Origin of the sequence: Delftia sp. 60, from assembly GCF_002754395.1 — a bacterium.
Taxonomy (GTDB): Bacteria; Pseudomonadota; Gammaproteobacteria; order Burkholderiales; family Burkholderiaceae_C; genus Comamonas; species Comamonas acidovorans.
On sequence record NZ_PEFD01000001.1, the window covers coordinates 720,141 to 742,500 of the forward strand.

22 protein-coding genes and 2 pseudogenes (1 of these 24 running past the window's edge) are annotated in these 22,360 nt (G+C 66.4%); 20 read left to right on the forward strand and 4 right to left on the reverse strand.

Annotation, left to right across the window (positions count from 1 at the left end; all coding sequences use genetic code 11):
• Positions 1–392: 392 nt before the first annotated feature.
• A pseudogene (gene fliE, locus CLV01_RS03265) lies at positions 393–709 on the reverse strand (flagellar hook-basal body complex protein FliE).
• 177 nt (positions 710–886) lie between these two features.
• Between fliE and fliF the strand changes: the two are divergent.
• The 13 genes from fliF to fliR all read left to right on the forward strand — a co-directional run bounded on the left by fliF (position 887) and on the right by fliR (position 12,493).
• Positions 887–2,596, forward strand: coding sequence for a flagellar basal-body MS-ring/collar protein FliF (fliF, locus tag CLV01_RS03270; protein WP_063327630.1), 1,710 nt, complete (start codon positions 887–889; stop codon positions 2,594–2,596).
• A gap of 27 nt (positions 2,597–2,623) precedes the next feature.
• Complete coding sequence (gene fliG, locus CLV01_RS03275) at positions 2,624–3,619, forward strand: flagellar motor switch protein FliG (RefSeq protein ID WP_012202571.1); 996 nt, start codon at positions 2,624–2,626, stop codon at positions 3,617–3,619.
• Positions 3,612–4,523 (forward strand): FliH/SctL family protein, encoded by a 912-nt coding sequence (locus CLV01_RS03280; protein ID WP_099732397.1) that lies wholly within the window; start codon positions 3,612–3,614, stop codon positions 4,521–4,523. The genes fliG and CLV01_RS03280 overlap by 8 nt, the downstream gene beginning before the upstream one ends.
• Complete coding sequence (fliI, locus tag CLV01_RS03285; protein ID WP_099732396.1) at positions 4,513–5,955, forward strand: flagellar protein export ATPase FliI; 1,443 nt, start codon at positions 4,513–4,515, stop codon at positions 5,953–5,955. Before CLV01_RS03280 ends, fliI begins: the two co-directional genes overlap by 11 nt.
• 65 nt (positions 5,956–6,020) lie before the next feature.
• Positions 6,021–6,485 carry a flagellar export protein FliJ gene (gene fliJ, locus CLV01_RS03290; RefSeq protein WP_012202574.1) on the forward strand — a complete coding sequence of 155 codons (465 nt, stop codon included), beginning with the start codon at positions 6,021–6,023 and terminating at the stop codon, positions 6,483–6,485.
• A gap of 3 nt (positions 6,486–6,488) precedes the next feature.
• On the forward strand, positions 6,489–8,000 hold the full coding sequence (locus tag CLV01_RS03295; RefSeq protein ID WP_099732395.1) for a flagellar hook-length control protein FliK: 1,512 nt from the start codon (positions 6,489–6,491) through the stop codon (positions 7,998–8,000).
• Positions 8,001–8,253: 253 nt separating this feature from the next.
• Entirely contained in the window at positions 8,254–8,829 is a 576-nt protein-coding gene (locus tag CLV01_RS03300) for a flagellar basal body-associated FliL family protein (RefSeq protein ID WP_012202576.1), read from the forward strand.
• Positions 8,830–8,847: 18 nt separating this feature from the next.
• Entirely contained in the window at positions 8,848–9,852 is a 1,005-nt protein-coding gene (gene fliM / locus CLV01_RS03305) for a flagellar motor switch protein FliM (protein ID WP_012202577.1), read from the forward strand.
• Positions 9,842–10,273: a flagellar motor switch protein FliN gene (gene fliN, locus CLV01_RS03310; RefSeq protein WP_013800372.1), complete on the forward strand. Its 432-nt coding sequence runs from the start codon at positions 9,842–9,844 to the stop codon at positions 10,271–10,273. Before fliM ends, fliN begins: the two co-directional genes overlap by 11 nt.
• A gap of 10 nt (positions 10,274–10,283) precedes the next feature.
• Positions 10,284–10,619 (forward strand): FliO/MopB family protein, encoded by a 336-nt coding sequence (locus CLV01_RS03315; protein WP_012202579.1) that lies wholly within the window; start codon positions 10,284–10,286, stop codon positions 10,617–10,619.
• Positions 10,612–11,397 (forward strand): flagellar type III secretion system pore protein FliP, encoded by a 786-nt coding sequence (gene fliP, locus CLV01_RS03320; RefSeq protein WP_099732394.1) that lies wholly within the window; start codon positions 10,612–10,614, stop codon positions 11,395–11,397. The genes CLV01_RS03315 and fliP overlap by 8 nt, the downstream gene beginning before the upstream one ends.
• Before the next feature lie 26 nt (positions 11,398–11,423).
• On the forward strand, positions 11,424–11,693 hold the full coding sequence (gene fliQ, locus CLV01_RS03325; protein ID WP_012202581.1) for a flagellar biosynthesis protein FliQ: 270 nt from the start codon (positions 11,424–11,426) through the stop codon (positions 11,691–11,693).
• A 29-nt stretch (positions 11,694–11,722) separates the two neighbouring features.
• Positions 11,723–12,493 carry a flagellar biosynthetic protein FliR gene (gene fliR / locus CLV01_RS03330; protein ID WP_012202582.1) on the forward strand — a complete coding sequence of 257 codons (771 nt, stop codon included), beginning with the start codon at positions 11,723–11,725 and terminating at the stop codon, positions 12,491–12,493.
• A gap of 48 nt (positions 12,494–12,541) precedes the next feature.
• Here the strand turns inward: fliR and CLV01_RS03335 are convergent, their stop codons facing one another.
• On the reverse strand, positions 12,542–13,171 hold the full coding sequence (locus CLV01_RS03335; protein WP_012202583.1) for a response regulator: 630 nt from the start codon (positions 13,169–13,171) through the stop codon (positions 12,542–12,544).
• Positions 13,172–13,210: 39 nt separating this feature from the next.
• Positions 13,211–14,359, reverse strand: a complete 1,149-nt coding sequence (locus tag CLV01_RS03340) for a hybrid sensor histidine kinase/response regulator (protein ID WP_099732393.1) — start codon at positions 14,357–14,359, stop codon at positions 13,211–13,213.
• Between the two features lie 119 nt (positions 14,360–14,478).
• Between CLV01_RS03340 and CLV01_RS03345 the strand changes: the two genes are divergently transcribed.
• The 7 genes from CLV01_RS03345 to CLV01_RS03375 all read left to right on the forward strand — a co-directional run bounded on the left by CLV01_RS03345 (position 14,479) and on the right by CLV01_RS03375 (position 21,019).
• Positions 14,479–14,925 carry a hypothetical protein gene (locus CLV01_RS03345; RefSeq protein WP_012202585.1) on the forward strand — a complete coding sequence of 149 codons (447 nt, stop codon included), beginning with the start codon at positions 14,479–14,481 and terminating at the stop codon, positions 14,923–14,925.
• Positions 14,926–14,977: 52 nt separating this feature from the next.
• A complete protein-coding gene (locus CLV01_RS03350; RefSeq protein ID WP_012202586.1) occupies positions 14,978–15,340 on the forward strand; it encodes a response regulator in 363 nt (120 codons plus the stop codon).
• Between the two features lie 39 nt (positions 15,341–15,379).
• Entirely contained in the window at positions 15,380–17,578 is a 2,199-nt protein-coding gene (locus CLV01_RS03355) for a chemotaxis protein CheW (protein WP_099732392.1), read from the forward strand.
• 115 nt (positions 17,579–17,693) lie between these two features.
• Positions 17,694–18,182, forward strand: a complete 489-nt coding sequence (locus CLV01_RS03360; RefSeq protein ID WP_012202588.1) for a chemotaxis protein CheW — start codon at positions 17,694–17,696, stop codon at positions 18,180–18,182.
• Positions 18,183–18,208: 26 nt separating this feature from the next.
• On the forward strand, positions 18,209–19,099 hold the full coding sequence (locus CLV01_RS03365) for a CheR family methyltransferase (RefSeq protein WP_013800375.1): 891 nt from the start codon (positions 18,209–18,211) through the stop codon (positions 19,097–19,099).
• A gap of 33 nt (positions 19,100–19,132) precedes the next feature.
• Positions 19,133–19,870: a chemoreceptor glutamine deamidase CheD gene (gene cheD, locus CLV01_RS03370; protein WP_012202590.1), complete on the forward strand. Its 738-nt coding sequence runs from the start codon at positions 19,133–19,135 to the stop codon at positions 19,868–19,870.
• 15 nt (positions 19,871–19,885) lie between these two features.
• On the forward strand, positions 19,886–21,019 hold the full coding sequence (locus tag CLV01_RS03375; protein ID WP_013800377.1) for a protein-glutamate methylesterase/protein-glutamine glutaminase: 1,134 nt from the start codon (positions 19,886–19,888) through the stop codon (positions 21,017–21,019).
• Positions 21,020–21,096: 77 nt separating this feature from the next.
• Here CLV01_RS03375 and CLV01_RS03380 read toward each other — a convergent pair.
• Positions 21,097–22,360: pseudogene (locus tag CLV01_RS03380) on the reverse strand (ATP-binding cassette domain-containing protein); it runs 613 nt beyond the window's last position.

A 22,360-nucleotide genomic window follows, 5' to 3' on the forward strand; every position in this document is an offset into this window, starting at 1 on the left:
CCGTGCCCGAGGGTTTTGTCTTTTCCGGGCTGGGATTCGGTTGAATGAATCGGTGCAGCGGGCGCAGGCATGGCTGGAGCTTGGGCGTACCCATCCATGCGCGGGATGAGGCTGCGCTCGGTCAAAGAGGTGGAGGCGGGGGAATGCTGGATGGCCGTGCGCAGGAAGGGCGGCCAGGAATGAGGGACGGCCAGAGGCCAGATCCGGGGAAAACGAAGCAAGGACCCTGAAGGCGGCAAGATCCGAAATGCGCGGAAATGACGCTGCCGTGCAATGGCAATGGCAATGCAATCGCAATGCAATCGCAATGGCACGCGCAAATCCCGTTCGGTCTGCGGTCTGCGGCCTGCGATCTGAGGAGGCAAAGAGGGTCCGGCCGGGGCCGGACGTCCTCACACCTGCATGTTCATCACGTCGGTATAGGCCTGCACGAGCCGGTTGCGCACCTGCATCGTGGCCTGGAAGCCGATCTGCGCCTTTTGCATGGCGATCATGGTTTCTTCGAGGCTGACGGCCGGGTTCTCCAACTGCACCTCACGCTGCAGCTGGCTGGAGTTGTTCTGGGCTGAACTGACGGACTGCAGCGCGCCTTGAAGGGCCTGGCTGAAGCCGCCAGCCGCCACTTTGGTCGATGCGTCGCCTGCGCCCACGCCTTTGGGGAGCTGGGTGCCGTACAGGGAGAGGTGGTACTGGGGATGCGAAGGTCCATGACACATTCCATCGGAGTTAGCAAGATGACGAGATCGTAGGGCGGCAGGGTTTTCGCATCGCGGCAAATAGACGGCCAAACGGCGCGCTTATCGGGCGAATGTGAAGCGGCGGACTTCGAATAATCGACAGCACGCTAGGGTCCTGTGTGTGCAGGGCTCGAACACCTGGAACCAAGATGTCTGCTGTCGCTGAAATCCCTGTCCCTCAAGCCACTCCCGTGCCCCAGCCTGCCTTGCAGCAGCGCTGGACGGCCATGGACCGTGGCGCGCGCCTGCGTTGGGGCGCGATCGCCGTGCTGCTGGTCGTCGCCCTGGGTGCGGCGGCCATGTTCTACCGCCAGCCGGACTACAAGGTGCTGTTCTCCAACCTGAGCGACAAGGATGGCGGCGCCATCGTCGCCCAGCTGTCGCAGATGAACGTGCCTTACCGCTACACGGAAGGCGGCGGTGCCATCCTCATCCCGTCCGACCGCGTGCACGATGTGCGCCTGAAGCTGGCCACCCAGGGCCTGCCCAAGGGTTCGGTGACGGGTTTCGAGCTGATGGAGAACAGCAAGTTCGGCATCACCCAGTTCCAGGAACGCCTCAATTTCCAGCGCGGCCTTGAAGGCGAGCTGACACGTTCCATCCAGGCCCTGGCCGCCGTGCAAAGCGCACGCGTGCACCTGGCCCTGCCCAATCAGAACGGCTTTTTCCGCGAGCAGCAAAAGCCCTCGGCCTCGGTGCTGCTGAGCCTGTACCCGGGCCGCGTGCTGGACCGCACGCAGATCGCGGGCATCGTGCACCTGGTGGCCTCCAGCGTGCCCGAGATGGCGCCCACGGCCGTGAGCATCCTGGACGACTCGGGCAAACTGCTGTCGCAGTCGCCCGACGGCAACGCCAACGCCGTGGACATGCAGCAGCTGAACTACACCCAGCAGATCGAGCAGCAGTACGTGCGCCGCATCCTGGAGATCCTGGAGCCCGTGGTCGGCAAGAACAATGTGAAGGCGCAGGTCTCGGCCGAGATGGATTTCAGCCAGACCGAATCGACTTCGGAGCAGCACCGCCCCAACCAGTCCTCCGACGCGGGCGTGGTGCGCAGCCAGCAGGTGGTGGAAAGCTCGGGCGAGCAAAAGCCGCCCCAACCCACGGGCATTCCCGGCGCCACCAGCAACCAGCCGCCCCAGAACGCTTCCGCGCCCGTCAACGGCGCCAATCCCGCGCCCCAGGCGGCCGACGGCCAGAACGCCGCCCGCGCTGCCAGCAAGCGCGAGTCCATCACCAATTACGAAGTGGACAAGACCGTGCGCCATACACGCGGCAGCACGGGCAGCATCAAGCGCCTGACGGCCGCCGTGGTCATCAATGCGCCTCTGGTGGCCGCCCCTGCGCCGGCCGCTGCCGGTGCGGCCGGTGCGGCAACCGATGCAGCCACCGTCGCTGCCGCCGCACGCGGCCTGACGGCGGCGCAGCAGGCGCAACTGCTGACCCTGGTGCGCGAGACCGTGGGCTACAGCGCCGAGCGCGGCGACTCGGTCAACCTGGTCAGCACGCCCTTTGTGCAGGACGAAGTGCCCGCCGATGTGCCGCTGTGGCGCCAGCCCGAAGTGCTGGCCATGGCCCGCAGCCTGGGCGTGCCCATCGGCCTGGCCCTGTTCGGCGCCATCTTGCTGCTGGGCCTGGTGCGACCCATGCTCAAGGGCCGCAAGACGGTGGCCGTGGGCGGACAGCTCAATGCCATCGAAGGCGAGCAGCTGGACCGTCCGGCGCTGGCTGCACCCGCTGTCGATCTTTCGCCCACGCAGGAGCAAGTGCGCCTGGAGCAGGCGCGCCAACTGGCCAAGCAGAACCCGATCGCGGTGGCCAACATCGTCAAGACCTGGATCAACGGCGAGGCCACCTGAGCCTCTCAAAACACGGATTGCTGAGATATGGACGAACGAGGCCTGAACGACGCCGCCATCTTGCTGGTCTCCCTGGGCGAGGAGGAAGCGGCCGAGGTGTTCAAGCACCTCACCCCGAAGGAAGTGCAAAAGCTCGGCGAGACCATTGCGCACATGCGCGGTGTCTCGCGCGAGAAGGTGGACTTCGTCATCAACCGCTTTGCCGATGACGCGGCCGCGCAAAGCCTGCTGGTGGACGACGCCAGCGGCTATGTGCGCTCGGTGCTCAAGCGCGCCCTGGGCGACGACAAGGCGGCGCTGCTGATCGACCGCATCCTGCAGGGCGGCGATGTCTCCGGCATCGAAAGCCTCAAGTGGATGGACCCGCTGTCCGTGGCCGAACTGCTGCGCGGCGAGCATCCGCAGATCGTGGCCGCCATCCTCGTGCACCTGGAGCACGAGCAGGCCGCTGCCGTGCTGATGCAGCTGCCCGAGCGTTTCCGCAGCGAAGTCATGCTGCGCGTGGCCACGCTGGAAGGCATTCAGCCGACCGCGCTCAAGGACCTCAACGAGGTGCTGTTCCAGGTGCTGGCCGGCGGCGACAAGATCCGCAAGACCTCGCTGGGCGGCGTCAAGACGGCGGCCGAGATGATCAACAACCTCGGCGGCAATGCCGACGTGGCCGTGCTGGACACCATCCGCAACTACGACCCGGACCTGGCCCAGAAGATCATGGACAAGATGTTCGTGTTCGACGATCTGGTCAAGCTGGACGACCGCTCGGTGCAGCTGGTGCTGCGCGAGGTGGTGTCCGAGACGCTGATCATCGCGCTCAAGGGCGGTTCGATGGAAGTGCGCGACAAGATTCTGGCCAACATGTCCATGCGTGCCGCCGAGTCGCTGCGCGAGGACCTGGAAGGCCGCGGCCCGATGCGCCTGTCCGAAGTGGAAGCGCAGCAAAAGGAAATCCTGAAGGTGGTGCGTCGCCTGGCCGAAGAAGGCCAGATCACCATCGGCAGCGGTGCGGAAGACAGCTATGTCTAACGGCATGAACTCGCGCTTCATCCCTTCCGAGGAGATCGACGAGCGCCAGGTGGTGCAGTGGCGCTTCGGCGCCGTGGACCACATGGGCGGCCTGAAAAGCCTGCCCAGCCTCGCGGGTCTGCCGGACATCCAGGGTGCGCCCGCCGCATCCGGTGCCCAGGCTGGGCATGGCGGCGCGGGCATGGCGCGCGCGCCTGCCTCCTCGTCGGGCTTTCACAGCCTGTCGCTGCCCGGCCGCTCCGATGCGCCCCGGCTGGAGGCCGACTCCATGGTGCTGGATGTCGAAGCCGACACGCCGGGCGCCCCGGCCTCCACCGCCCCCGCAGTGGATGAGGAACAACTGCATGCCCTGCTGGAACAGGCACGCGCCGAAGGCCATGCCGAGGGCCTGGAGCAGGGCCGCCAGGAAGCCCGGCAGCAGTGGCAGCAACACATGGATGACTATGTCTCCGGCACAGGCCGCGAGACGGCGCAGCGCGTGGACGCGCTGCTGTCCGGCCTGGATGCCGGCTTCAAGCAGCTGCAGACGGATGCCGCGCAGGAACTGCTCAACCTGGCCTGCGACATTGCGCGCCAGGTGGTCCGCCAGGAGCTGCGCAGCCAGCCCCAGGCCCTGTTGCCCGTGGTGCGCGAGGCGCTGGACATGCTGGCCGCCGACGGCCGCGCCGCCACCGTGCGCCTGAACCCCGCCGACTTCGCCGTGCTGGACGAGGCGCTGCGCGCCGAGCATGGCGCCCAGTCCAAGGTGCAGTGGATCAGTGACGCCTCCGTCGCTCAGGGCGATGTGCGCGTGGAATCGGGCGGCGCCCAGGTCGATGCCGGCATGGACAAGCGCTGGCGCCGCGCCGTGGCCGCGCTGGGCCTGGTCTCCACCTGGTATGACGGAGAACGCGATGCCGGTTGACGCCCCGCTGGCCGACGCCGCCAAACTGACCCCCGAGCCTGCCGCCAGGCCCTGGCAGCAACTGCTGTCCAATGCCCGCGCCCGCCTGCAGGGCGACATTCCCCTGGAAACCCACGGCACGCTCACGCGCCTGACCGGCCTGGTGCTGGAGGCCACGGGCCTGCAGGTGCCCGTGGGCTCGCAGTGCTGGATACGCCAGCAGGGCCAGGACCCGGTGCTGGCCGAGGTTGTCGGCTTTGCCGGCGAGCGTGCGTTTCTCATGCCTGCGGGCGACATCCAGGGCCTGTCCAGCGGCGCCATCGTGACGCCGGCCGAACCCTTTGTCGCACCGCTGCGCTTTGGCGACGGTGTCGAGCCGCCCGTGTCCCTGGCGGCCGGCGTGCTGCGCCTGCCCATTGGCAGCGGCCTGCTGGGCCGTGTCGTGGATTCGCAGGGCCAGCCCCTGGACCATGGCGGCCCGCTGGCCGACGTGAGCGCCGATCTGCTGGACCGCAACCCCATCAACGCCATGGACCGCGACCCGGTGCGCGAGACGCTGGACACCGGCGTGCGCTCGCTCAACGCCCTGCTCACCGTGGGCCGGGGGCAGCGTCTGGGCCTGTTCGCGGGCTCGGGCGTGGGCAAGTCCGTGCTGCTGGGCATGATGGCGCGCTACACCCAGGCGGACGTGATCGTGGTCGGCCTGATCGGCGAACGCGGCCGCGAGGTCAAGGAATTCGTCGAGGACATCCTCGGCGCCCAGGACCGCAGCCGCGCCGTGGTCGTCGCTGCGCCGGCCGATGCGCCGCCGCTGCTGCGCATGCAGGGCGCCGCCTATGCCACGGCCATTGCCGAACATTTCCGCGACAAGGGCCAGCATGTGCTGCTGCTCATGGATTCGCTGACGCGCTATGCCATGGCCCAGCGCGAGATCGCCCTGGCCATTGGCGAGCCGCCGGCCACCAAGGGCTATCCGCCGTCGTGCTTTGCCAAGCTGCCGGCCCTGGTCGAGCGCAGCGGCAACGGCCTCAACGGCGTGGGCTCGATCACCGCCTTCTACACCGTGCTGTCCGAAGGCGATGACCAGCAGGACCCTATTGCCGACGCGGCGCGCGCCATTTTGGACGGCCACGTCGTGCTGTCGCGGGCGCTGGCCGAGTCGGGCCACTACCCGGCCATCGATATCGAGCAATCGGCCTCGCGCGTGATGCACAACGTGGTCTCGCGCGAGCACTTCGAGCTGGCACGGCGCTTTCGCGCTGTCTATTCGCGCTACCAGAAGGGGCGGGACCTGGTCCAGGTCGGCGCCTACATGGCGGGCTCGGACCCGCAGATGGATGAGGCGATACGCCTGCAGCCGGCCATGGCGGCCTTTCTGCAGCAAAGCATGTTCGAGTCGGCTTCCATGGACGAGAGCATCTCGGGCATGGCTGCCGCACTCGGTGGGCCGTGACGCGGCGACGCGGCACTGCCAAAACGCGACCAACGCGATAACGAACACAGGGAGGAAACCCCGGTATGTCGTCCTTGAATGCCTTGATGGTGGCCATCGATGCCGCGTCGCGCAAGCGCGACGAGGCGCGTCAGGCGGTGCAGGAGCGCCTGCGCTCGCAGCAGGCCGCGCAGACGCAAATGGAACAGCTGCAGCACTATGTGCAGGAAATGCAGACGCGCTGGGGCGCGCAGGAAAACCAGTCCGTGCAGCCCGAGGTCATGTTCCACCAGTACCAGTTCATGGACCGCCTGCAGCACGCCATCGGCCTGCAGACGCGGGTGCTGGCCGACCTGGCGATCCGCCTGGAGGCCGCGCAAAAGGCCTTGATGGCCTGCGAGCTGCGGGTCAGCAGCCTGCGCAAGGTCGTCGAGGTGCGCCGCCGCGATCTGGCGCTGAGCCAGATGCGCCGCGAGCAAAAGGAGACCGATGAACGTGCGGCCATCCAGTTTTTCCGTCGCAGCTTCGGGCTGACATTCCAGGAGGCTTGACGCATGTCCACCAACCAGATCGAACAGCGCGCCGATGCGCGCAGCGCCATGCAGCGCGCCATGGAAGGCGTTCGCTCCGCGCGCGGCACGCAGCCGCCCTCCAACGACCAGGCCGCAGGCTTTTCTTCGTTGCTGGCGGCGATGGATGGCATTGGCGGATTGCCGGCGCTGGCCTCGGGCGCCCTCGGCCAGGCCTTGGGCGAGGACGGCAGTGCCGCTCTTTCCGCGCTGTCCAGCCTCAAGGGCGCAGCCAAGGACGGCCTGAAGGATGCCGCAGACCTGCTGGCCGATCCCGGCCTGGCTCAGGGCCTGCTGCTGCAGCCGCAACTGCCGCTGCAACCGCAGGCGGAGCCGACCGATATGACCACCTCGGCGCAGGCCGATGCCATGGCGCTGGCTGCCAACGGCCAGGCGCCCTGGCTCAGCCTGGTCGGGCAGACCGCCCATCTGGACGGCAAGGGCGACCGTGACATGCTGCAGGGCGTGGCGGGCGACTGGCTGTCCGGCCGGGGCAGCGCCGCCATGATGGCCCTGCGCCAGGAGCAGGGCGCCGTGGCGCACGCGGCCTTCCTGGCTCCGCAGTCCGCAGCCGGTGATGCCGCAGGCACGGCGCTGGCCACGGCCAGCGCCAATGCTGCGGCCCTGGCTGCCGCTGCGGACCCCAATGCAGCCGGGGCACTGACCGATGGCGCTGCGCGCCGTACCCAGGCACAGGCCCAGGCCGCCGATGTGCTGGCCGCCGTGCAGTCCGATGCGGCACTGACGGCCGCCGCCGCACGCACGGCAACCACCGCCCAGGCCACGCATGAACACACGCCCCAGGCCCTGGCGGCCGGTGTGCGGCAGGACGCGGCCTTGGCGTCGGGCATTGCGCTCAACGGCATGGCCGCAGTGCGGCCCGAAGAATGGCGCGGCCTGTTCGAGCGAGCCCGTGACGGCGGCACCGCCTCCACGGAGTCGGCGGCGAACGGACTGCACGGCGTTGCGGCTGCCGTGGGCGCGGCCCATGCCGGCCAATCCCTGGGCCAGCAGGCGGCCGGCCAAAATGGCGCGGCCTTTGCCCAGCCCGACGCCCAGGCCCAGCCGGGCAATTCCACCGAGCGCGAGCAGCAGGTGTCCGAGCAGGTGGCCTTCTGGGTCCACAACAAGAACCAGAACGCCTCGCTGTCCGTGGAGCATGAGGGCCGGGCCATCCAGGTGCAGGTCAGCCTGCAGGGCAACGAGGCCCATGTGCGCTTTGGCGCCAGCGAAGCCCAGGCGCGTGACTGGCTGGGCAATGGTGCCGACCAGCTGCGCGAGCTGCTGCAGGCCCAGGGCCTGCAACTGGCCGGCGTCAGCGTGGATGCGGGCGGCCAGTCCGGCAGCGGCGATTCGGCAAGACAGGGTGCGGACGCCCAGGCGCGCCAGGGCCGCGTGAGCGCCATGGTCGATGCCGCCGGTGTCACGGGCGGCAATGGCGCCGCACAGGCCGGCGGTGGCCGCGCGGCAGCGGGCGGGGTGGATCTGTTCGTCTGATTCTTCCTGCGCTTCTTGCGGGGCGGCGCATGCGCCGTTTCAGGGTTTTCACAACAGGCCGGGTGGCGACAAGCTGCCCGGCCTGTGGCGTTTGAGGGCCATCAAGCCAGCGAGAAACCGGGGTTTCATGCGCTTATTCAGGCCATGGTCCGGGGTCCAATCGCCGAATAATTCCTGCCATGGGCCTGCTGCGTCATGGCGCCGCGCATGAAGCGCGTGCGCGTGGCGGTCCCGCTCACCCAGAGGAATTCCAGTGTCTGCCACACCCAATGCCGCCAACAATGCAGCTCCCGCCCCGGCCAAGGGCAAGAAGCTGATCGTGCTGATCGTCATCATTGCCGTCCTGGCCATAGGCGCGGCCGCTGCCTTCATCCTGCTGTCCAAGCGCCACAGCAGCGGCGATGAGGAAGAGGGCAGCGCCAGCAAGGCGGCCGTTACCGTGCCCACCTTCCTGCCGCTGGACAACCTGGTGGTCAATCTGTCCGATACGGGCGGCGACCGCTTCGTGCAGATCGGCATCACGCTGGAGCTGGCCGACGAGAAGACGGCCACCACGGTCAAGCAATACCTGCCCAGCATCCGCAACGGCATCCTGATGCTGGTGTCCCAGCGCACGGCCGAGGAACTGCTGGAGCGCGAAGGCAAGGAGCGCCTGGCCGCCGACGTGCTCAACGAAGTCTCGGCCCCGCTGGGCTACGGCAACCAGGCCAAGGCCAAGAAGCGCAGCCGCGACGAGGATGCCGAGGACGAAGACGGCGAGCGCCGCCGCTCCTCCGCTGGCAAGAACCCGGTGCGCCGCGTGCTCTTCTCCAGCTTCATCATCCAGTAACCGGGGAGGCCAGGCGCCATGAGCGATTCGTTTCTCTCCCAGGAAGAAGTCGATGCCCTTTTGGAGGGTGTGACCGGCGAGAGCCAGAAATCCACGACCGAGGAGGTCGAGGCGGGCATCATCCGCCAGTACGACATCTCCAGCCAGGAGCGCATCGTGCGCGGGCGCATGCCGACGATGGAAATCGTCAACGAGCGCTTTGCCCGCAACTTCCGCATCGGCCTGTTCAACTTCATCCGCCGCAGTCCCGAAGTGTCCGTGGGCACGGTGTCGGTGCAGCGCTACAGCGCCTTCCTGCGCGAGCTGGTGGTGCCCACCAACTTCAACATCGTCGCCATCCGTCCGCTGCGCGGCAGCGGCCTGGTGGTCTGCGACCCCTCGCTGGTGTTCGGTGTCATCGATACGCTGTACGGCGGCACGGGCCGGCTGCAGACGCGTATCGAAGGGCGAGACTTCTCGCACACCGAGCAGCGCGTGATCAACCGCCTGGTCAACGTGATCTGCGAGGAATACAAGAAGGCCTGGCACGGCATCTATCCGCTGGAGCTGGGCTACCAGCGGTCGGAGATGCAACCGCAGTTCGCCAACATCGCCACGCCCAGCGAAATCGTCGTGTCCACGGCCTTTCAGCTGGAGATCGGCGACATCTCGGGCTCCATCCACATCTGCATGCCCTATGCAACGCTGGAGCCCATCCGTGATGTGCTGTATTCCTCGACACAGGGCGACTCCATCGAAGTGGACCGCCGCTGGGTCAAGGTGCTCAAGCGCGAGATCCAGGCCGCCGAGGTGACCCTGGTGGCCGAACTGGCACGTGCCGACGCCACGGTGGAGCAGCTGCTGGCCATGCGCCCCGGCGATTTCATCGAACTCGACCGCGAGCCGCTGATCCGCGCCTCCATTGGCGGCGTCCCGATTTTCGAGTGCCAGTACGGCACTCACAACGACAAGTACGCAATCCGCGTCGAGAACTGCCTGCGTGGCGCCGACGCTGGCTGGATGGGAGAAAACAATGGCAACTGAAGATACGCAAAAGCCCGCTGGCGATGATCCGTTCTCGGGCTGGGCAGAGGCATTGGACGAGCAGCGCGAGCGCGACGCCAAGCTGGAAGAGGAGCAGGGCGGCCCGCTGACGGGCGAGCCCGTGCGTCCCTACGCCGGTGGCGGCGATGTGCCGGTCAACGACATCAACATGGTGCTGGACATCCCGGTGCAGCTGTCGGTGGAGCTGGGCCGCACCAAGGTGCCGATCAAGTACATCCTGCAACTGGCCCAGGGCTCGGTGGTCGAACTCGACGCACTGGCCGGCGAGCCCATGGACGTGCTGGTCAACGGCTACCTGATCGCCCAGGGCGAGGTGGTGGTGGTCAACGACAAGTTCGGTATCCGCCTGACCGACGTGGTCACGCCGTCCGAGCGCTTGCGCCGGGTCAGCCGTGGCTGAGAGCGCCGGCATGGGCCCGCTGTGGCCGACCCTGCTCACGGTGGTGGCCCTGGTCACGGCCATGGCCGCTCTGCCCTGGCTGCTGCGCCGCTTCCAGCAGCGCACGGCTGCGCTGCGCGGCGCGGCCGGCCTGCAGTCGCGGGTGCTGGGCGCCGTGGGCGTGGGCCCGCAGCAGCGGGTGGTGACGGTGGAAGTGGGCGAGGGCGCGCAGACCGTGCGTCTGGTGCTGGGCGTCACGGCGCAAAGCATCCAGTGCCTGCATGTGCTGCAGGCCCCGGCCCCTGCTGATTTTTCGGCTGCGATGGCGCAAGCGCGCAGCCTGCCTGCGGACGGTGCGAATGTCTGAATATTCCTGCAAGCGCCCGGCGCGCACGCTGAGCCAGGCCGCTGGCGCCGCAGCGCTGGCGCTGTGCTGCGCCACGCCCCTGGCCTCCTGGGCACAGGGCGCGCCCGCCAGCCTTCCGCTGGTCATCGGCCAGGGCAGCGGTGGCACCAGCTTTTCGGTGCCCATCCAGACCCTGCTGTTCTTCACGGCGCTGTCCTTCCTGCCGGCCATCCTCTTGATGATGACGGGCTTCACCCGCATCGTCATCGTGCTGTCGCTGATGCGCCAGGCGCTGGGCACGCAGTCGGCGCCGCCCAACCAGGTGATCATCGGCCTGTCGCTGTTCCTGACGCTGTTCGTCATGGGCCCCACCCTGGACCGCGTGTACCAGGAGGCCTACGTGCCCTACACCACGAATGCCGTGACCTTCGAGCAGGCCATTGAGAAGGCCGAGGCGCCCATGCGCGACTTCATGCTCAAGCAGACGCGCCAGTCGGACTTTGCGCTGTTCGCGCGGCTGGCCAAGCTCGATGTAGGCGTCACCAGCGAGACCGCACCGCTGCGCGTGCTGGTGCCCGCCTTCGTGACCAGCGAGCTGAAGACCGCGTTCCAGATCGGCTTCATGATCTTCATCCCCTTCCTGGTCATCGACATGGTCGTGTCCTCGATCCTCATGTCCCTGGGCATGATGATGCTGTCGCCCGTGCTGGTGGCCTTGCCGTTCAAGCTCATGCTCTTCGTGCTGGCCGATGGCTGGAACCTGCTCATAGGCTCGCTGGCCGCCAGCTTCGCCGTCTAGCCCCGCTCTTTTTTGGAAATCCTTCCATGACCTCCCAATACGTGCTCACCTTCGGCCGCGAGGCACTGACCTTGCTGCTCATGATCTCCATGCCCGTGCTGGGCGTGGTGCTGGCCGTGGGCCTGGCCGTCAGCGTCTTCCAGGCGGTGACCCAGGTGCATGAGGCCACGCTGGCCTTCGTGCCCAAGCTCATCTCCGCCGTGCTGGTGTTTGCCATTGCGGGCCCGTGGATGCTGAGCACGCTGGTGGACTTCATCCGCCGCACCATCGAGACCATTCCGCAGGCGGTGGGCTGAGCCCTTCGCCGCGCACTGGAAACGCCACTGTGATCACCTTCAGCGAAGCCCAACTGGTGGCGTGGCTGTCGCCCGTTCTCTGGCCGTTTCTGCGCGTGCTGGCCATGTTCTCCGTGGCCCCCGTGTTCTCGCAGCGCGTCATTCCCATGCGGCTGAAGATCGGCCTGGCCTTTCTGGTCGCGGTGTGCGCGCAGCCCGTGCTGGGCGACCAGCCCGTGATCGGCATCAACTCGCCGCAGGCGCTGGGCACGCTGATTCAGCAGGTCGGCGTGGGGCTGGCCGTGGGCTTTGCCGTGCGCCTGGTGTTTGCCGCCGTGGAGGTGGCGGGCGAGGTGGTCGGCCTGCAGATGGGCCTGAACTTCGCCAGCTTCTTCGATCCCACGACCAATGCCCAGCTCAGCGCCGTGGCGCGCTTCATGGTCCAGATCTCCACGCTGCTGTTCATCGTCATCAACGGGCACCTGCTGGTGCTGATGGCCGTGCTCAAGAGTTACGAGGCGTTTCCTGTGGACGGCAGCTTCCTGCAGGCCATCAACCAGATGCGGCTGCACGAGATGGGGGCGGCGGTCTTCGCCAGTGCCTTCTGGATCGCCCTGCCCATGGTCGCCATGCTGCTGTTCGTGAACCTGGTGCTGGGCATCATTTCGCGCGTGGCGCCGCAGATGAACATCTATGCCGTGGGTTTTCCGGTCACGCTCACCGTGGGCCTGACGGGATTGATGGCCACGCTGCCGCTGCTCGAGCAGCCCCTGGTCGCCTTGCTGCAGCGCGGCATTGCGGTATTTGGCACTTCAATGTAAGCAGTTGTGAAAAACAACAGATTTACGGTCCTGTCGGCCGCAAAAGCCTCAGATCAGCTGGTTGTGGATGGCGTAGGCCGTGAGTTCGGCATTGCTGCTCATCTGCAGTTTTTCCAGCACGCGCGCCCGGTAGACGCTGACGGTCTTGGGGCTGAGCATCAGCTCGGTGGCGATGTCGGTCAGCCGCTGCCCGGCCGCGATCTTGATCAGCGTCTGCAGCTCGCGCTCGGACAGGCTTTCATGCGGCACCTGGGGTGCGGGCTGGGCCAGGCTGTCGGCCAGCATCTGGGCCACTTCGGACGTCAGGTACTTGCGCCCCGTGGCCACGGTACGCACCGCCTCGATCAGCAACACCGGGTCGCCTGCCTTGTTGGCGTAGCCCTGCGCGCCCGCCTTCAGGCAGCGCAGCGCGTACTGATCCTCGGGGTACATGGAGACCATGAGCACCTTGATCAGCGGATGGGTTTCGCGCACGCTGGCCAGGGCTTCCAGGCCACTGCGGCCGGGCATGTTGATGTCCAGCAGCAGCACGTCGCAGGTGGCGGTGCGCAGCTGTTCGCGCAGCTCGGCATAGCTGCCTGCTTCGGCGGTGACGCTGATGTCCACTGCCTCGGCCAGGGTGTCACGGATGCCCCGGCGCAGCACCGCATGGTCGTCGCACAGCACCACGTGGATCAAAGTCGGCCTCCTGGAAAAAGGGTCACGCCGCCATGGCGTTCAGCATTCATTGCCCGGGATATTAGGGCAAGTGCCGCCATCGTCCAGCGGAATGGAGACGATGACCGAGGTTCCTCGCCCGGCTTGACTGCTGACATCCAGCCAGCCCTGAACGGTGCGCGCACGCTCGCCCAGACCGCGCAAACCGAAGGATTCGGGCTTGTCGCGCGCGCCTTCGGCCAGGCCCACGCCGTCGTCCGTCACCTCCAGCGTGAGAAAGCCTTCGCGGTCCGAGAGATCGATGTCCACATGGCGCGCCTGGGCATATTTGCCGACGTTGGTCAGCGCCTCCTGGGCCGTGCGGTAGGCCACGACCTGGATGTCGGGCGCGATGTCCATGCTCTCGCGGCTGCTGCGCATCCGGGTGGGCACGCCCGTGCGGCGCTCGAAATTCTCGGCCAGCCACTGTACGGCGGCCACCAGCCCCTGGTCCAGCACGGGCGGGCGCAGGTTCATCATGATGCGCTGGCTTGCACCCAGCGCATGCTCCAGCATTTCCAGCGCGGCCAGCGCATGCTCGCGCAGTCCGCCCTCAGGCGCATTGCGCGCAATCCAGGCCACATCGAACTTCACCGAGGTCAGCGAGCCGCCGATGTCATCGTGGATCTCGCGGGCAATGCTGGCGCGTTCCCGTTCGGTGGAGGTCTGCAGGTGCTCGGTCAGATCGGCCAGGCGCCGCTCGGACGCCGCCAGCTCGGCCGCCGCGCGGCGGCGCGCCAGGCGGGCCTCGTGCACTTCCAGCGCATGCGAGACCACATGGGGCAGGCGCGTGATGTGGTCCTTGAGCAGGTAGTCGCTGATGCCCTCGCGCATCACGTCCACGGCGGCCGACTCGCCGATGGCGCCCGACAGCAGCACAAAGGGCGGATGCCCAGGCTGGCGGCGCACCAGCTCCCAGGCGTCCAGCGCCGTGAAGCCGGGCAGGTGGTAGTCGGCCAGGATGAGGTCGAATGCCTGGCTCTGCAGCGCGGCTGCGGCATCATCGAGCAGGTCGACCGCGACAATCTCGCAGACCAGCCCGCCGCGCAGCAGGCTCAGCCGCGCCAGCGCCTGGTCGGCCGCCGAATCCTCGATGTGCAGTATGCGCAAGGGCTTGTGCGGTGGTCTGGCATCCCCGGGGGCGCTATCATGAGATACATTTTGGAACATAAATGCAAGTGGTCGTGTATATCAAGGGATGCGCTGCATTCCTGGGGACGATTGACAAGGGCTGGCCATGCTGCAGAGCATGGCGAACATTGGGCTGAAACGCTGGTGGTGGAGTAACAATGCAGTCAATGCACAAGCCTTCGGGCGAGCCTGCCGTCCCCATGCCCGTCATGGTGGCCGCAGACCTGCAGGATGCCTTGCTGGTGGCGATGCGCGATCTGCAGCGCCTGGAAGGCCTTCTCAATCATGCAACGCAGAACCTGCTGGACCGTTTCGACGAGACCCACGGCCAGCTGGCCGGCGAGGCGCTAGGCGCCTTGCCCGAGCTGGACGCCGCGCGGTCCACGCTTCGGTTGGCGGTGACCGAGTTGCAGTTTCACGACATGTCCTCCCAGTTGATCGCCCATATTACGAAGATTTTGCAAGGCTGCGCGTTCCAGTTGGCCGCAGCCACCATGGGCGTGGACGAGGGGGAGGACGATTCCCTGGGCCTGCCGGCGATACCCGACCGGCCCAATCCCGTCACGCAAAGCGAGATGGATGCTGGCTCGGTCGAGCTGTTCTGACCACTGACCATGCACTCTTCTACCTTTTATTGCCCGTCTGTTGGAGCTATACATGCGATCGATTCTGGCTGTTGATGATTCCCCCTCGATGCGAAAGATGGTGGCGTTCACCCTCGCAGGGGCGGGATTTCGCGTTGTGGAGGCGGTTGACGGCGTGGATGCGCTCGAGAAGGCACAGCTCGAACAAGTCGACCTGGTGCTGGCCGACCAGAACATGCCGCGTCTGGATGGCATCGGTCTGACCCGCAAGCTGCGCGAAGACCCCAAGTTCCAGAACACGCCGATTCTCATTCTCACCACCGAATCCAGCGATCAGATGAAGCAGGCCGGACGCGCCGCGGGCGCCACGGGCTGGCTGGTCAAGCCCTTCGATCCAAACCGTTTGATCGAAGTCATTCAGAAAGTAATGCGTTGAGCCGATAAGTACGGGCAACAGGAAACAGCAGGACCAAAGATGGCGGATCTACACCAGGATGGGGCAGGAGCGGGCGCAGACTTCGACCTGAGCCAGTTCTATCAAATCTTCTTCGAAGAAGCGGCCGAGAACCTCGACCAGATGGAGCAGATGCTGCTGAATCTGGATCTGTCAGCGGCCAATGACGAGGAACTCAACGGCATCTTCCGATGCGCGCACTCGATCAAGGGCGGGGCGGCCACCTTCGGCTTTGCCGACGTGACCGAGCTGACGCACCGCATGGAGTCGCTGCTCGACCGGCTGCGCCGGCACGAGATCACACCGATTCCGGAGATGGTCGATGTGTTGCTGGAGTCGGCTGATGCCAGCCGCAGCCTGCTGGCACGCCACCAGGCCGGCAACGAGGGCGAGGCCCTGTCCACCACGGATCTGGTGGCACGCATCGAGACGCTGGCGGAAGGCCGCAGCGCCGTACCTGCAGCGGCAGCGCCGGCTCCCGCACCGACCCCAGCTCCAGCCCCTGTGGCTGCGCCAGCGCAGGCTCCGGCCCCGGTTGCTGCAGCACCTGTCTCGGGCGGCGCCGTCGGCACGGCACCCAGCAGCGGCGGACGTTCGCTGCATATCCTGATCGGTCCGCTGGAGCGCCTGGAGATGGCCGAGGCCATCAAGGAGCTGTTCCGCGACATTCCCGGCCTGGGACGCATCGAGGACCTGGCCTGCGATCAGCCGCAAAGCCGCCTCTTTGACGTGCAGACCTCGTCCACCGACGACGACCTGCTCGATCTGTTCGCCTTCCACGTGGCCAAGGAGCAGGTCCGCATCACGGCGGCCGGAGCCCCTGCCGAGGCAGCACCCGCAGCGGTGGCGGCGCAAGCCCTGGCCGCTGAAGAGCATGCGCACGACCCCGATGCCGCCCTGGCCTCGGCCGCCATCCCGCCTGCCGATGAGGCCTATGGCTTCTTCAACGGCGCACCCGGCATGCCCCAGGCCGATGGCGCGCTGGCCATCCAGCCGGCCGGCGCCGTGGCCAAGCCCGCCGCCAAGACGGCGGCCCAGACGCAGCAGGCGCAGATGGAGTCCACCAGCATCCGCGTGTCGGTGTCCAAGGTCGACCAGCTCATCAACCTGGTGGGCGAGCTGGTCATCACCCAGGCCATGCTGGCGCAAAACAGCCATGGACTGGACGCATCGGCCTACCAGCAACTGCTGGCAGGCCTGGCCGACCTGGATCGCAATACGCGCGATCTGCAGGAATCGGTGATGTCCATCCGCATGATTCCCATGTCCACCGTGTTCAGCCGTTTCCCGCGCATGCTGCGCGACCTGGCCGGCAAGCTGGGCAAGAAGATCGACCTGATCACGCTGGGCGAGGCCACGGAGCTGGACAAGGGACTGGTCGAAAAGATCACCGACCCGCTGACCCATCTGGTGCGCAACAGCGTGGACCACGGCATCGAAATGCCCGAGGACCGCCTGGCGGCCGGCAAGTCCGAGCACGGCACGCTGACGCTGGCAGCCTCCCATCAGGGCGGCTCCATCGTCATCGAGGTGCGCGACGACGGGCGCGGCATGAACCGCGAGCGGATTCTGCAGAAGGCCCGCGAGCGCGGCATGGATGTCTCGGACAACATGCCCGATCAGGAGGTCTGGCAGCTGATCTTCGCGCCGGGCTTCTCCACGGCCGACGTGGTCACCGACGTGTCCGGGCGCGGCGTGGGCATGGACGTGGTCAAGCGCAATATCGCGGCGCTGGGCGGCTCGGTCGAGATCGAGTCCACCCAGGGCAAGGGCATGCGCGTGGCCGTTCGCCTGCCACTGACCCTGGCCATCATGGATGGCATGTCGGTCGGCGTCAGCGACGAGGTCTACATCCTGCCGCTGTCCTCGGTGGTCGAGTCCTTCCTGGTCAAGGCCGAAGACGTGAACACCGTGGCCAACGGCACGCAGCTGGTCAAGGTCCGCGACGAGTACATGCCCGTGTTCGCGCTGGAAAAGACCTTCCGCGTGCCGCGCAGCGACACCAGCCAGTCCAGCAACATCATGGTGGTGGTCGAGTCCGACGGCAGCCGCGTGGCCTTGCTGGTCGACGAGCTGCTGGGCCAGCACCAGGTGGTGGTCAAGAACCTGGAATCGAACTACCGCAAGGTGCCCAACGTTTCGGGCGCCACCATCCTGGGCGATGGCACGGTGGCGTTGATTCTGGACACCGGCGCGCTGGTGCGTCGTGCACGCCACTGAACGGGACAGGGATACCTGACCACAATCGACGGCGCCGCAGGCAGTGCCTGCGCGCCGCCAAGAAACCATGGCCTTCGCCACCACGGCGCGGGCCCGACAGTTGAGGAGCTGAGCAATGAGCGTGATCGCTAAGACCGCAGAAGGCGTCGCCACCGGCGCGCGCGAGTACCTGACCTTCCGCCTGGACCAGGAGGAATACGGCATCGACATCCTGAAGGTGCAGGAAATCCGCGGCTACGAGCCGCCGACCCGCATTGCCAATGCGCCGGAATTCATCAAGGGCGTGGTCAATCTGCGCGGCACCATCGTGCCCATCGTGGACATGCGGCTGAAGTTCAACTGCTCCCAGGTCGAATACAACAGCTTCACCGTCGTCATCATCCTGAACCTGCGCAACCGCGTGGTGGGCATCGTGGTGGACTCGGTCAGCGACGTGATGGAACTGGCTCCCGAAGCCGTGCGCCCCGCGCCGGACATCGAAAGCGCCATCGACAGCGGCTGCATTCTGGGCCTGGGTTCCGTGGGCGAGCGCATGCTCATCCTGCTGGACATCGAAAAGCTCATGAACAACGTGGACATGGGCCTGGTCGCCTCGGTCGACTGAGACCCGTTCTTGCACTGAGCGCCCTCATGCGATCCGGCTCATCCAATGCGGCACTGGCCGCACGTCCCGTCGCCGACGACGGGGATGCCAACGGGCCCCTGGCCCAGGGGCGCGAATTCGAATGGTCGTCGCGGGACTTTGCCCGCGTACAGGCGTTGATCTACCAGCGGGCCGGCATCAGCCTGCACGATGGCAAGCACGCCATGGTCTACAGCCGCCTGTCGCGGCGCCTGCGCGAGACGGGCTACGACAGCTTCTCCACCTACCTGGACTGGCTGGAGTCGCAGTCCGACGGCGTGGAGTGGCAGGAGTTCGTGAACGCGCTGACCACCAATCTCACGGCGTTCTTTCGCGAGCAGCACCATTTCGAGATCTTTGCCCAGCATCTGCGCAGCAAGCCGGCCGGCACGGCCTGGAAGGTCTGGTGCAATGCGGCCTCGACTGGGGAAGAGCCTTACTCCATCGTCATGACGGCGCTGGAAGCGCTGGGTGCCACGCCTAGCTTTCAGCTGCAGGCCAGCGACATCGACTCGCGCGTGCTGGACACGGCATCGGCCGGCGTCTACCGCGCCGAAAGCATCAAGGGCATGAGCGCCGAGCGCCTGCACCGCTTTTTCCTGCGGGGCAAGGCCGGCAATGCGGGCCTGGTGCGCGTCAAGCCCGAACTGCGCCGCCTGGTGGAGTTTCTCAACGTCAACCTGATCCGTGACGACTGGCCGTTCCGCGACCCCTTCGACGTGGTCTTCTGCCGCAACGTGATGATCTACTTCGACGCGGCCACGCAGCGCCGCGTGCTGGAGCGCATCCACCGCGTGATGAAGCCCGGTGGCCTGTTGTTCGTCGGGCATGCCGAGAACTTCAGTGAATCGCGCGATCTGTTCACGCTCAAGGGGAAGACCGTCTATGAGCGCCGCTGACGCAGGTCCTGCCGCACGCCAGGGGGTGCTCCCATGATCGGAGACCGCCCTGCCTTCGCACCGCCACCGGCGCCCTCGGAGCGTCGCCGGATGCCCCGCATCAACAGCTATACCGCTGCAGACTATCCGGCGCCGGGCGATCCGGTGCCGCGTTCCTCGCTGGAGCAGCTCAAGCGCCAGCAGCGCTACCCTGGCGAGGCTTCGTTCTTCTATTACGACCCGCATTTCCAGCACAACGCCGTCAAGGTGCTGCCCGGCGAATACTTTGTCTCCAACGAGGACGTGATCCTGGTCACCGTGCTGGGCTCTTGCATCTCGGCCTGCATCTGGGACCGCACCATGCGCGTGGGCGGCATGAACCATTTCATGCTGCCCGACGGCGACTCTGCCGATGCATCGGGCCGCTACGGCTCGTACGCCATGGAGTTGCTGATCAACGAAATGCTCAAGCTCGGTGCCCGGCGCGAGTCGCTGCAGGCCAAGATCTTCGGCGGCGGGCAGGTGATGCACAACTTCACCACCATGAACGTGGGCGAACGCAATACCGCCTTCGTCACGCAGTACCTGCAGACCGAACGCATCCCCATCGTCTCGGAGGATGTGCTGGATATCTACCCTCGCAAGGTGGTGTTCTTCCCCGCCAGCGGCAAGGCCATGGTCAAGCGCCTGGCACATGCCCATCCGGAGGAGCTGGTACAGCAGGAATTCACACGCGGCAATGCAGCCGTCGTGGCACGCAATACGGCAGGCGGCTCGGTCGACCTGTTTTGAGGAAGGTTCAAAGGAATGGACAGGAAAATCAGGGTGATCGTGGTGGACGACTCTGCGTTGGTACGCAGTCTGCTGTCCGAGATCATCAATCGCCAGCACGACATGGAATGCATCGGCTCGGCCAATGACCCGCTGATCGCACGCGAAATGATCCGCGAGATGAATCCCGACGTGATCACGCTCGATGTGGAAATGCCGCGCATGGATGGCATCGACTTCCTGGGCCGGCTCATGCGCCTGCGTCCCATGCCGGTGGTCATGATCTCCACGCTGACCGAACGCGGCGCCGAGGTCACCATGCGTGCACTGGAGCTGGGCGCCATCGACTTCGTGGCCAAGCCGCGCGTGGGTGTCTCCAACGGCCTGCAGGAACTGGCCGCGCAGATCGTGGACAAGATCCGCGTTGCTGCCGTGGCCCAGGTACGGCGTCTGCCGGTGGCTCCCCGCAGTGCAGCCTCTGCCGCAGGCAGCGCGGCAGCGCCGGTCGCTTCCTCTGCAGGTTCGGCCGTGCCGCGCCAGGCTGCACCGACGTCGCTGCTCGGGCGGCTTTCCACGGAGAAGCTGGTTGCCATCGGCGCCTCTACGGGCGGCACCGAGGCCATCCGCGAAGTGCTCACCCATCTGCCGGCCGACTGCCCGGCCATCGTCATCACCCAGCACATGCCGCCGGGCTTCACCACCAGCTTCGCGGCCCGGCTCAACAGCCTGTGCCAGATGACCGTGAAGGAAGCGCAGCACGGCGAGCGTCTGCTGCCCGGTCATGCCTATATCGCCCCGGGTGGCAAGCATTTCTCCGTGCAGCGCAGCGGCGCCAACTATGTCGCCGTGGTCGATGACAGCCCGCCGGTGAATCGCCACAAGCCTTCGGTCGAAGTGCTGTTCAAGTCGGTGGCCGCCTGCGCGGGCCGCAACGCCTACGGCATCATGCTCACCGGCATGGGCGCCGATGGTGCGGTCGCCATGCGCGAAATGCGCGATGCAGGCAGCTACAACCTCGTGCAGGACGAGGCCAGCTGCATCGTCTTCGGCATGCCGCGCGAGGCCATCGCCCACGGCGCTGCCGACGAAGTGCTGCCCCTCAACCAGATCGCCGCCGCCTTGCTGGGCAAGCTGCGCATAGGTTCGGACCAGGTGCACCACCGCATCTGAGCGCAACGGCCCGCTCTGGCGGCCTCCATGAAAAAAAGAGCGCATGGCGCTCTTTTTTTGTCAGTTCGACACGTTGCTTACTCGGACAAGGCGCTCCAGCGCTCCAGTGCCTCCATCAGCTGCTCATCGATCTCGCCATCGCGCTGGTGCAACTGAACGGCGCGGGAGTTGTCGTTGGCATACAGCGAGCCGTCGGCGAGGGCCTCGCGAATGGATTTCTGCTCCGCCTCCAGCGATGCAATGGTTTCGGGCAACTGATCGAGCTCGCGCTGCTCCTTGTAGCTGAGCTTGCGCTTGGGCTTGCTGTCGCTGCGCACCGCCGTCGGCTTGGCCTCTTCCTTGGCAGGCTTGGGCTGTGCAGCCTCGGCCAGATCCTGGCTGCGGCGCGACTGGTCCAGCCAGTCCTGCACGCCGCCTTCGTATTCGCGCCACTTGCCCGGCCCTTCCCAGGCAATGGTGCTGGTGACCACGTTGTCCAGGAAACTGCGGTCATGGCTGACCAGGAACACCGTGCCGTCGTAGTTCTGCAGCAGGTCTTCCAGCATCTCCAGCGTCTCGATATCGAGGTCGTTGGTCGGCTCGTCCAGAACCAGCACATTCGCGGGCGGGCAAACAGGCGTGCCAGCAACAGGCGGTTGCGCTCGCCGCCGGACAGTGAACGCACAGGAGAGTGAGCGCGTGCCGGAGAAAACAGGAAATCCGACAGATAGCTCTTCACGTGCTTTTTCTGGTTGCCGATCTCTATCCACTCGCTGCCAGGGCTGATGAAGTCCTCCAGCGTGGCATCCATGTTGATCTGGTGCCGCATCTGGTCGAAGTAAGCCACCTGCAGATTCGCACCCAGCCGCACGTTGCCGCTGTCAGGCGCCAGTTCGCCCAGAATCATCTTGAGCAGCGTCGTCTTGCCGGCACCGTTGGGCCCGATCAGTCCCACCTTGTCACCGCGCAGGATGGTGGCGCTGAAATGCGAGACGATCTGCTTGTCGCCAAAGGACTTGGCCACATCGGTCAGCTCGGCCACGATCTTGCCCTGGTAGCCATCGCCCCGGCCCGAGGCAATGTCCATCTTCACCCCGCCCAGCACATCACGGCGGGCAGCGCGGTTGGCCCGCAACTGCTCCAATCGGCCGATGCGGCTCTGGCTGCGCGTGCGGCGCGCCTCCACGCCCTTGCGGATCCACACCTCCTCCTGGGCCAGCAGCTTGTCGGCCTTGGCGTTGATCACGGCTTCCTGGGCCAGCTGATCTTCCTTGGTTTGCTGGTATTGAACGAAATTGCCGGGATAGGAGCGCAGCGTTCCACGATCCAGCTCCACGATGCGCGTGGAGACGCGGTCCAGGA

Excerpts from the sequence above, each read along its gene's own strand:
- fliP (WP_099732394.1), top strand. The coding sequence starts at position 10,612 with ATGTCTGAATATTCCTGCAAGCGCCCGGCGCGCACGCTGAGCCAGGCC.
- CLV01_RS03280 (WP_099732397.1), top strand. The coding sequence starts at position 3,612 with ATGTCTAACGGCATGAACTCGCGCTTCATCCCTTCCGAGGAGATCGAC.
- CLV01_RS03350 (WP_012202586.1), top strand. The coding sequence starts at position 14,978 with ATGCGATCGATTCTGGCTGTTGATGATTCCCCCTCGATGCGAAAGATG.
- fliN (WP_013800372.1), top strand. The coding sequence starts at position 9,842 with ATGGCAACTGAAGATACGCAAAAGCCCGCTGGCGATGATCCGTTCTCG.
- CLV01_RS03355 (WP_099732392.1), top strand. The coding sequence starts at position 15,380 with ATGGCGGATCTACACCAGGATGGGGCAGGAGCGGGCGCAGACTTCGAC.
- fliM (WP_012202577.1), top strand. The coding sequence starts at position 8,848 with ATGAGCGATTCGTTTCTCTCCCAGGAAGAAGTCGATGCCCTTTTGGAG.
- fliF (WP_063327630.1), top strand. The coding sequence starts at position 887 with ATGTCTGCTGTCGCTGAAATCCCTGTCCCTCAAGCCACTCCCGTGCCC.
- CLV01_RS03295 (WP_099732395.1), top strand. The coding sequence starts at position 6,489 with ATGTCCACCAACCAGATCGAACAGCGCGCCGATGCGCGCAGCGCCATG.
- CLV01_RS03375 (WP_013800377.1), top strand. The coding sequence starts at position 19,886 with ATGGACAGGAAAATCAGGGTGATCGTGGTGGACGACTCTGCGTTGGTA.
- fliJ (WP_012202574.1), top strand. The coding sequence starts at position 6,021 with ATGTCGTCCTTGAATGCCTTGATGGTGGCCATCGATGCCGCGTCGCGC.
- CLV01_RS03340 (WP_099732393.1), bottom strand. The coding sequence starts at position 14,359 with ATGTTCCAAAATGTATCTCATGATAGCGCCCCCGGGGATGCCAGACCA.
- CLV01_RS03365 (WP_013800375.1), top strand. The coding sequence starts at position 18,209 with ATGCGATCCGGCTCATCCAATGCGGCACTGGCCGCACGTCCCGTCGCC.
- cheD (WP_012202590.1), top strand. The coding sequence starts at position 19,133 with ATGATCGGAGACCGCCCTGCCTTCGCACCGCCACCGGCGCCCTCGGAG.
- fliG (WP_012202571.1), top strand. The coding sequence starts at position 2,624 with ATGGACGAACGAGGCCTGAACGACGCCGCCATCTTGCTGGTCTCCCTG.
- CLV01_RS03360 (WP_012202588.1), top strand. The coding sequence starts at position 17,694 with ATGAGCGTGATCGCTAAGACCGCAGAAGGCGTCGCCACCGGCGCGCGC.
- CLV01_RS03315 (WP_012202579.1), top strand. The coding sequence starts at position 10,284 with ATGGGCCCGCTGTGGCCGACCCTGCTCACGGTGGTGGCCCTGGTCACG.
- CLV01_RS03345 (WP_012202585.1), top strand. The coding sequence starts at position 14,479 with ATGCAGTCAATGCACAAGCCTTCGGGCGAGCCTGCCGTCCCCATGCCC.
- fliI (WP_099732396.1), top strand. The coding sequence starts at position 4,513 with ATGCCGGTTGACGCCCCGCTGGCCGACGCCGCCAAACTGACCCCCGAG.
- fliQ (WP_012202581.1), top strand. The coding sequence starts at position 11,424 with ATGACCTCCCAATACGTGCTCACCTTCGGCCGCGAGGCACTGACCTTG.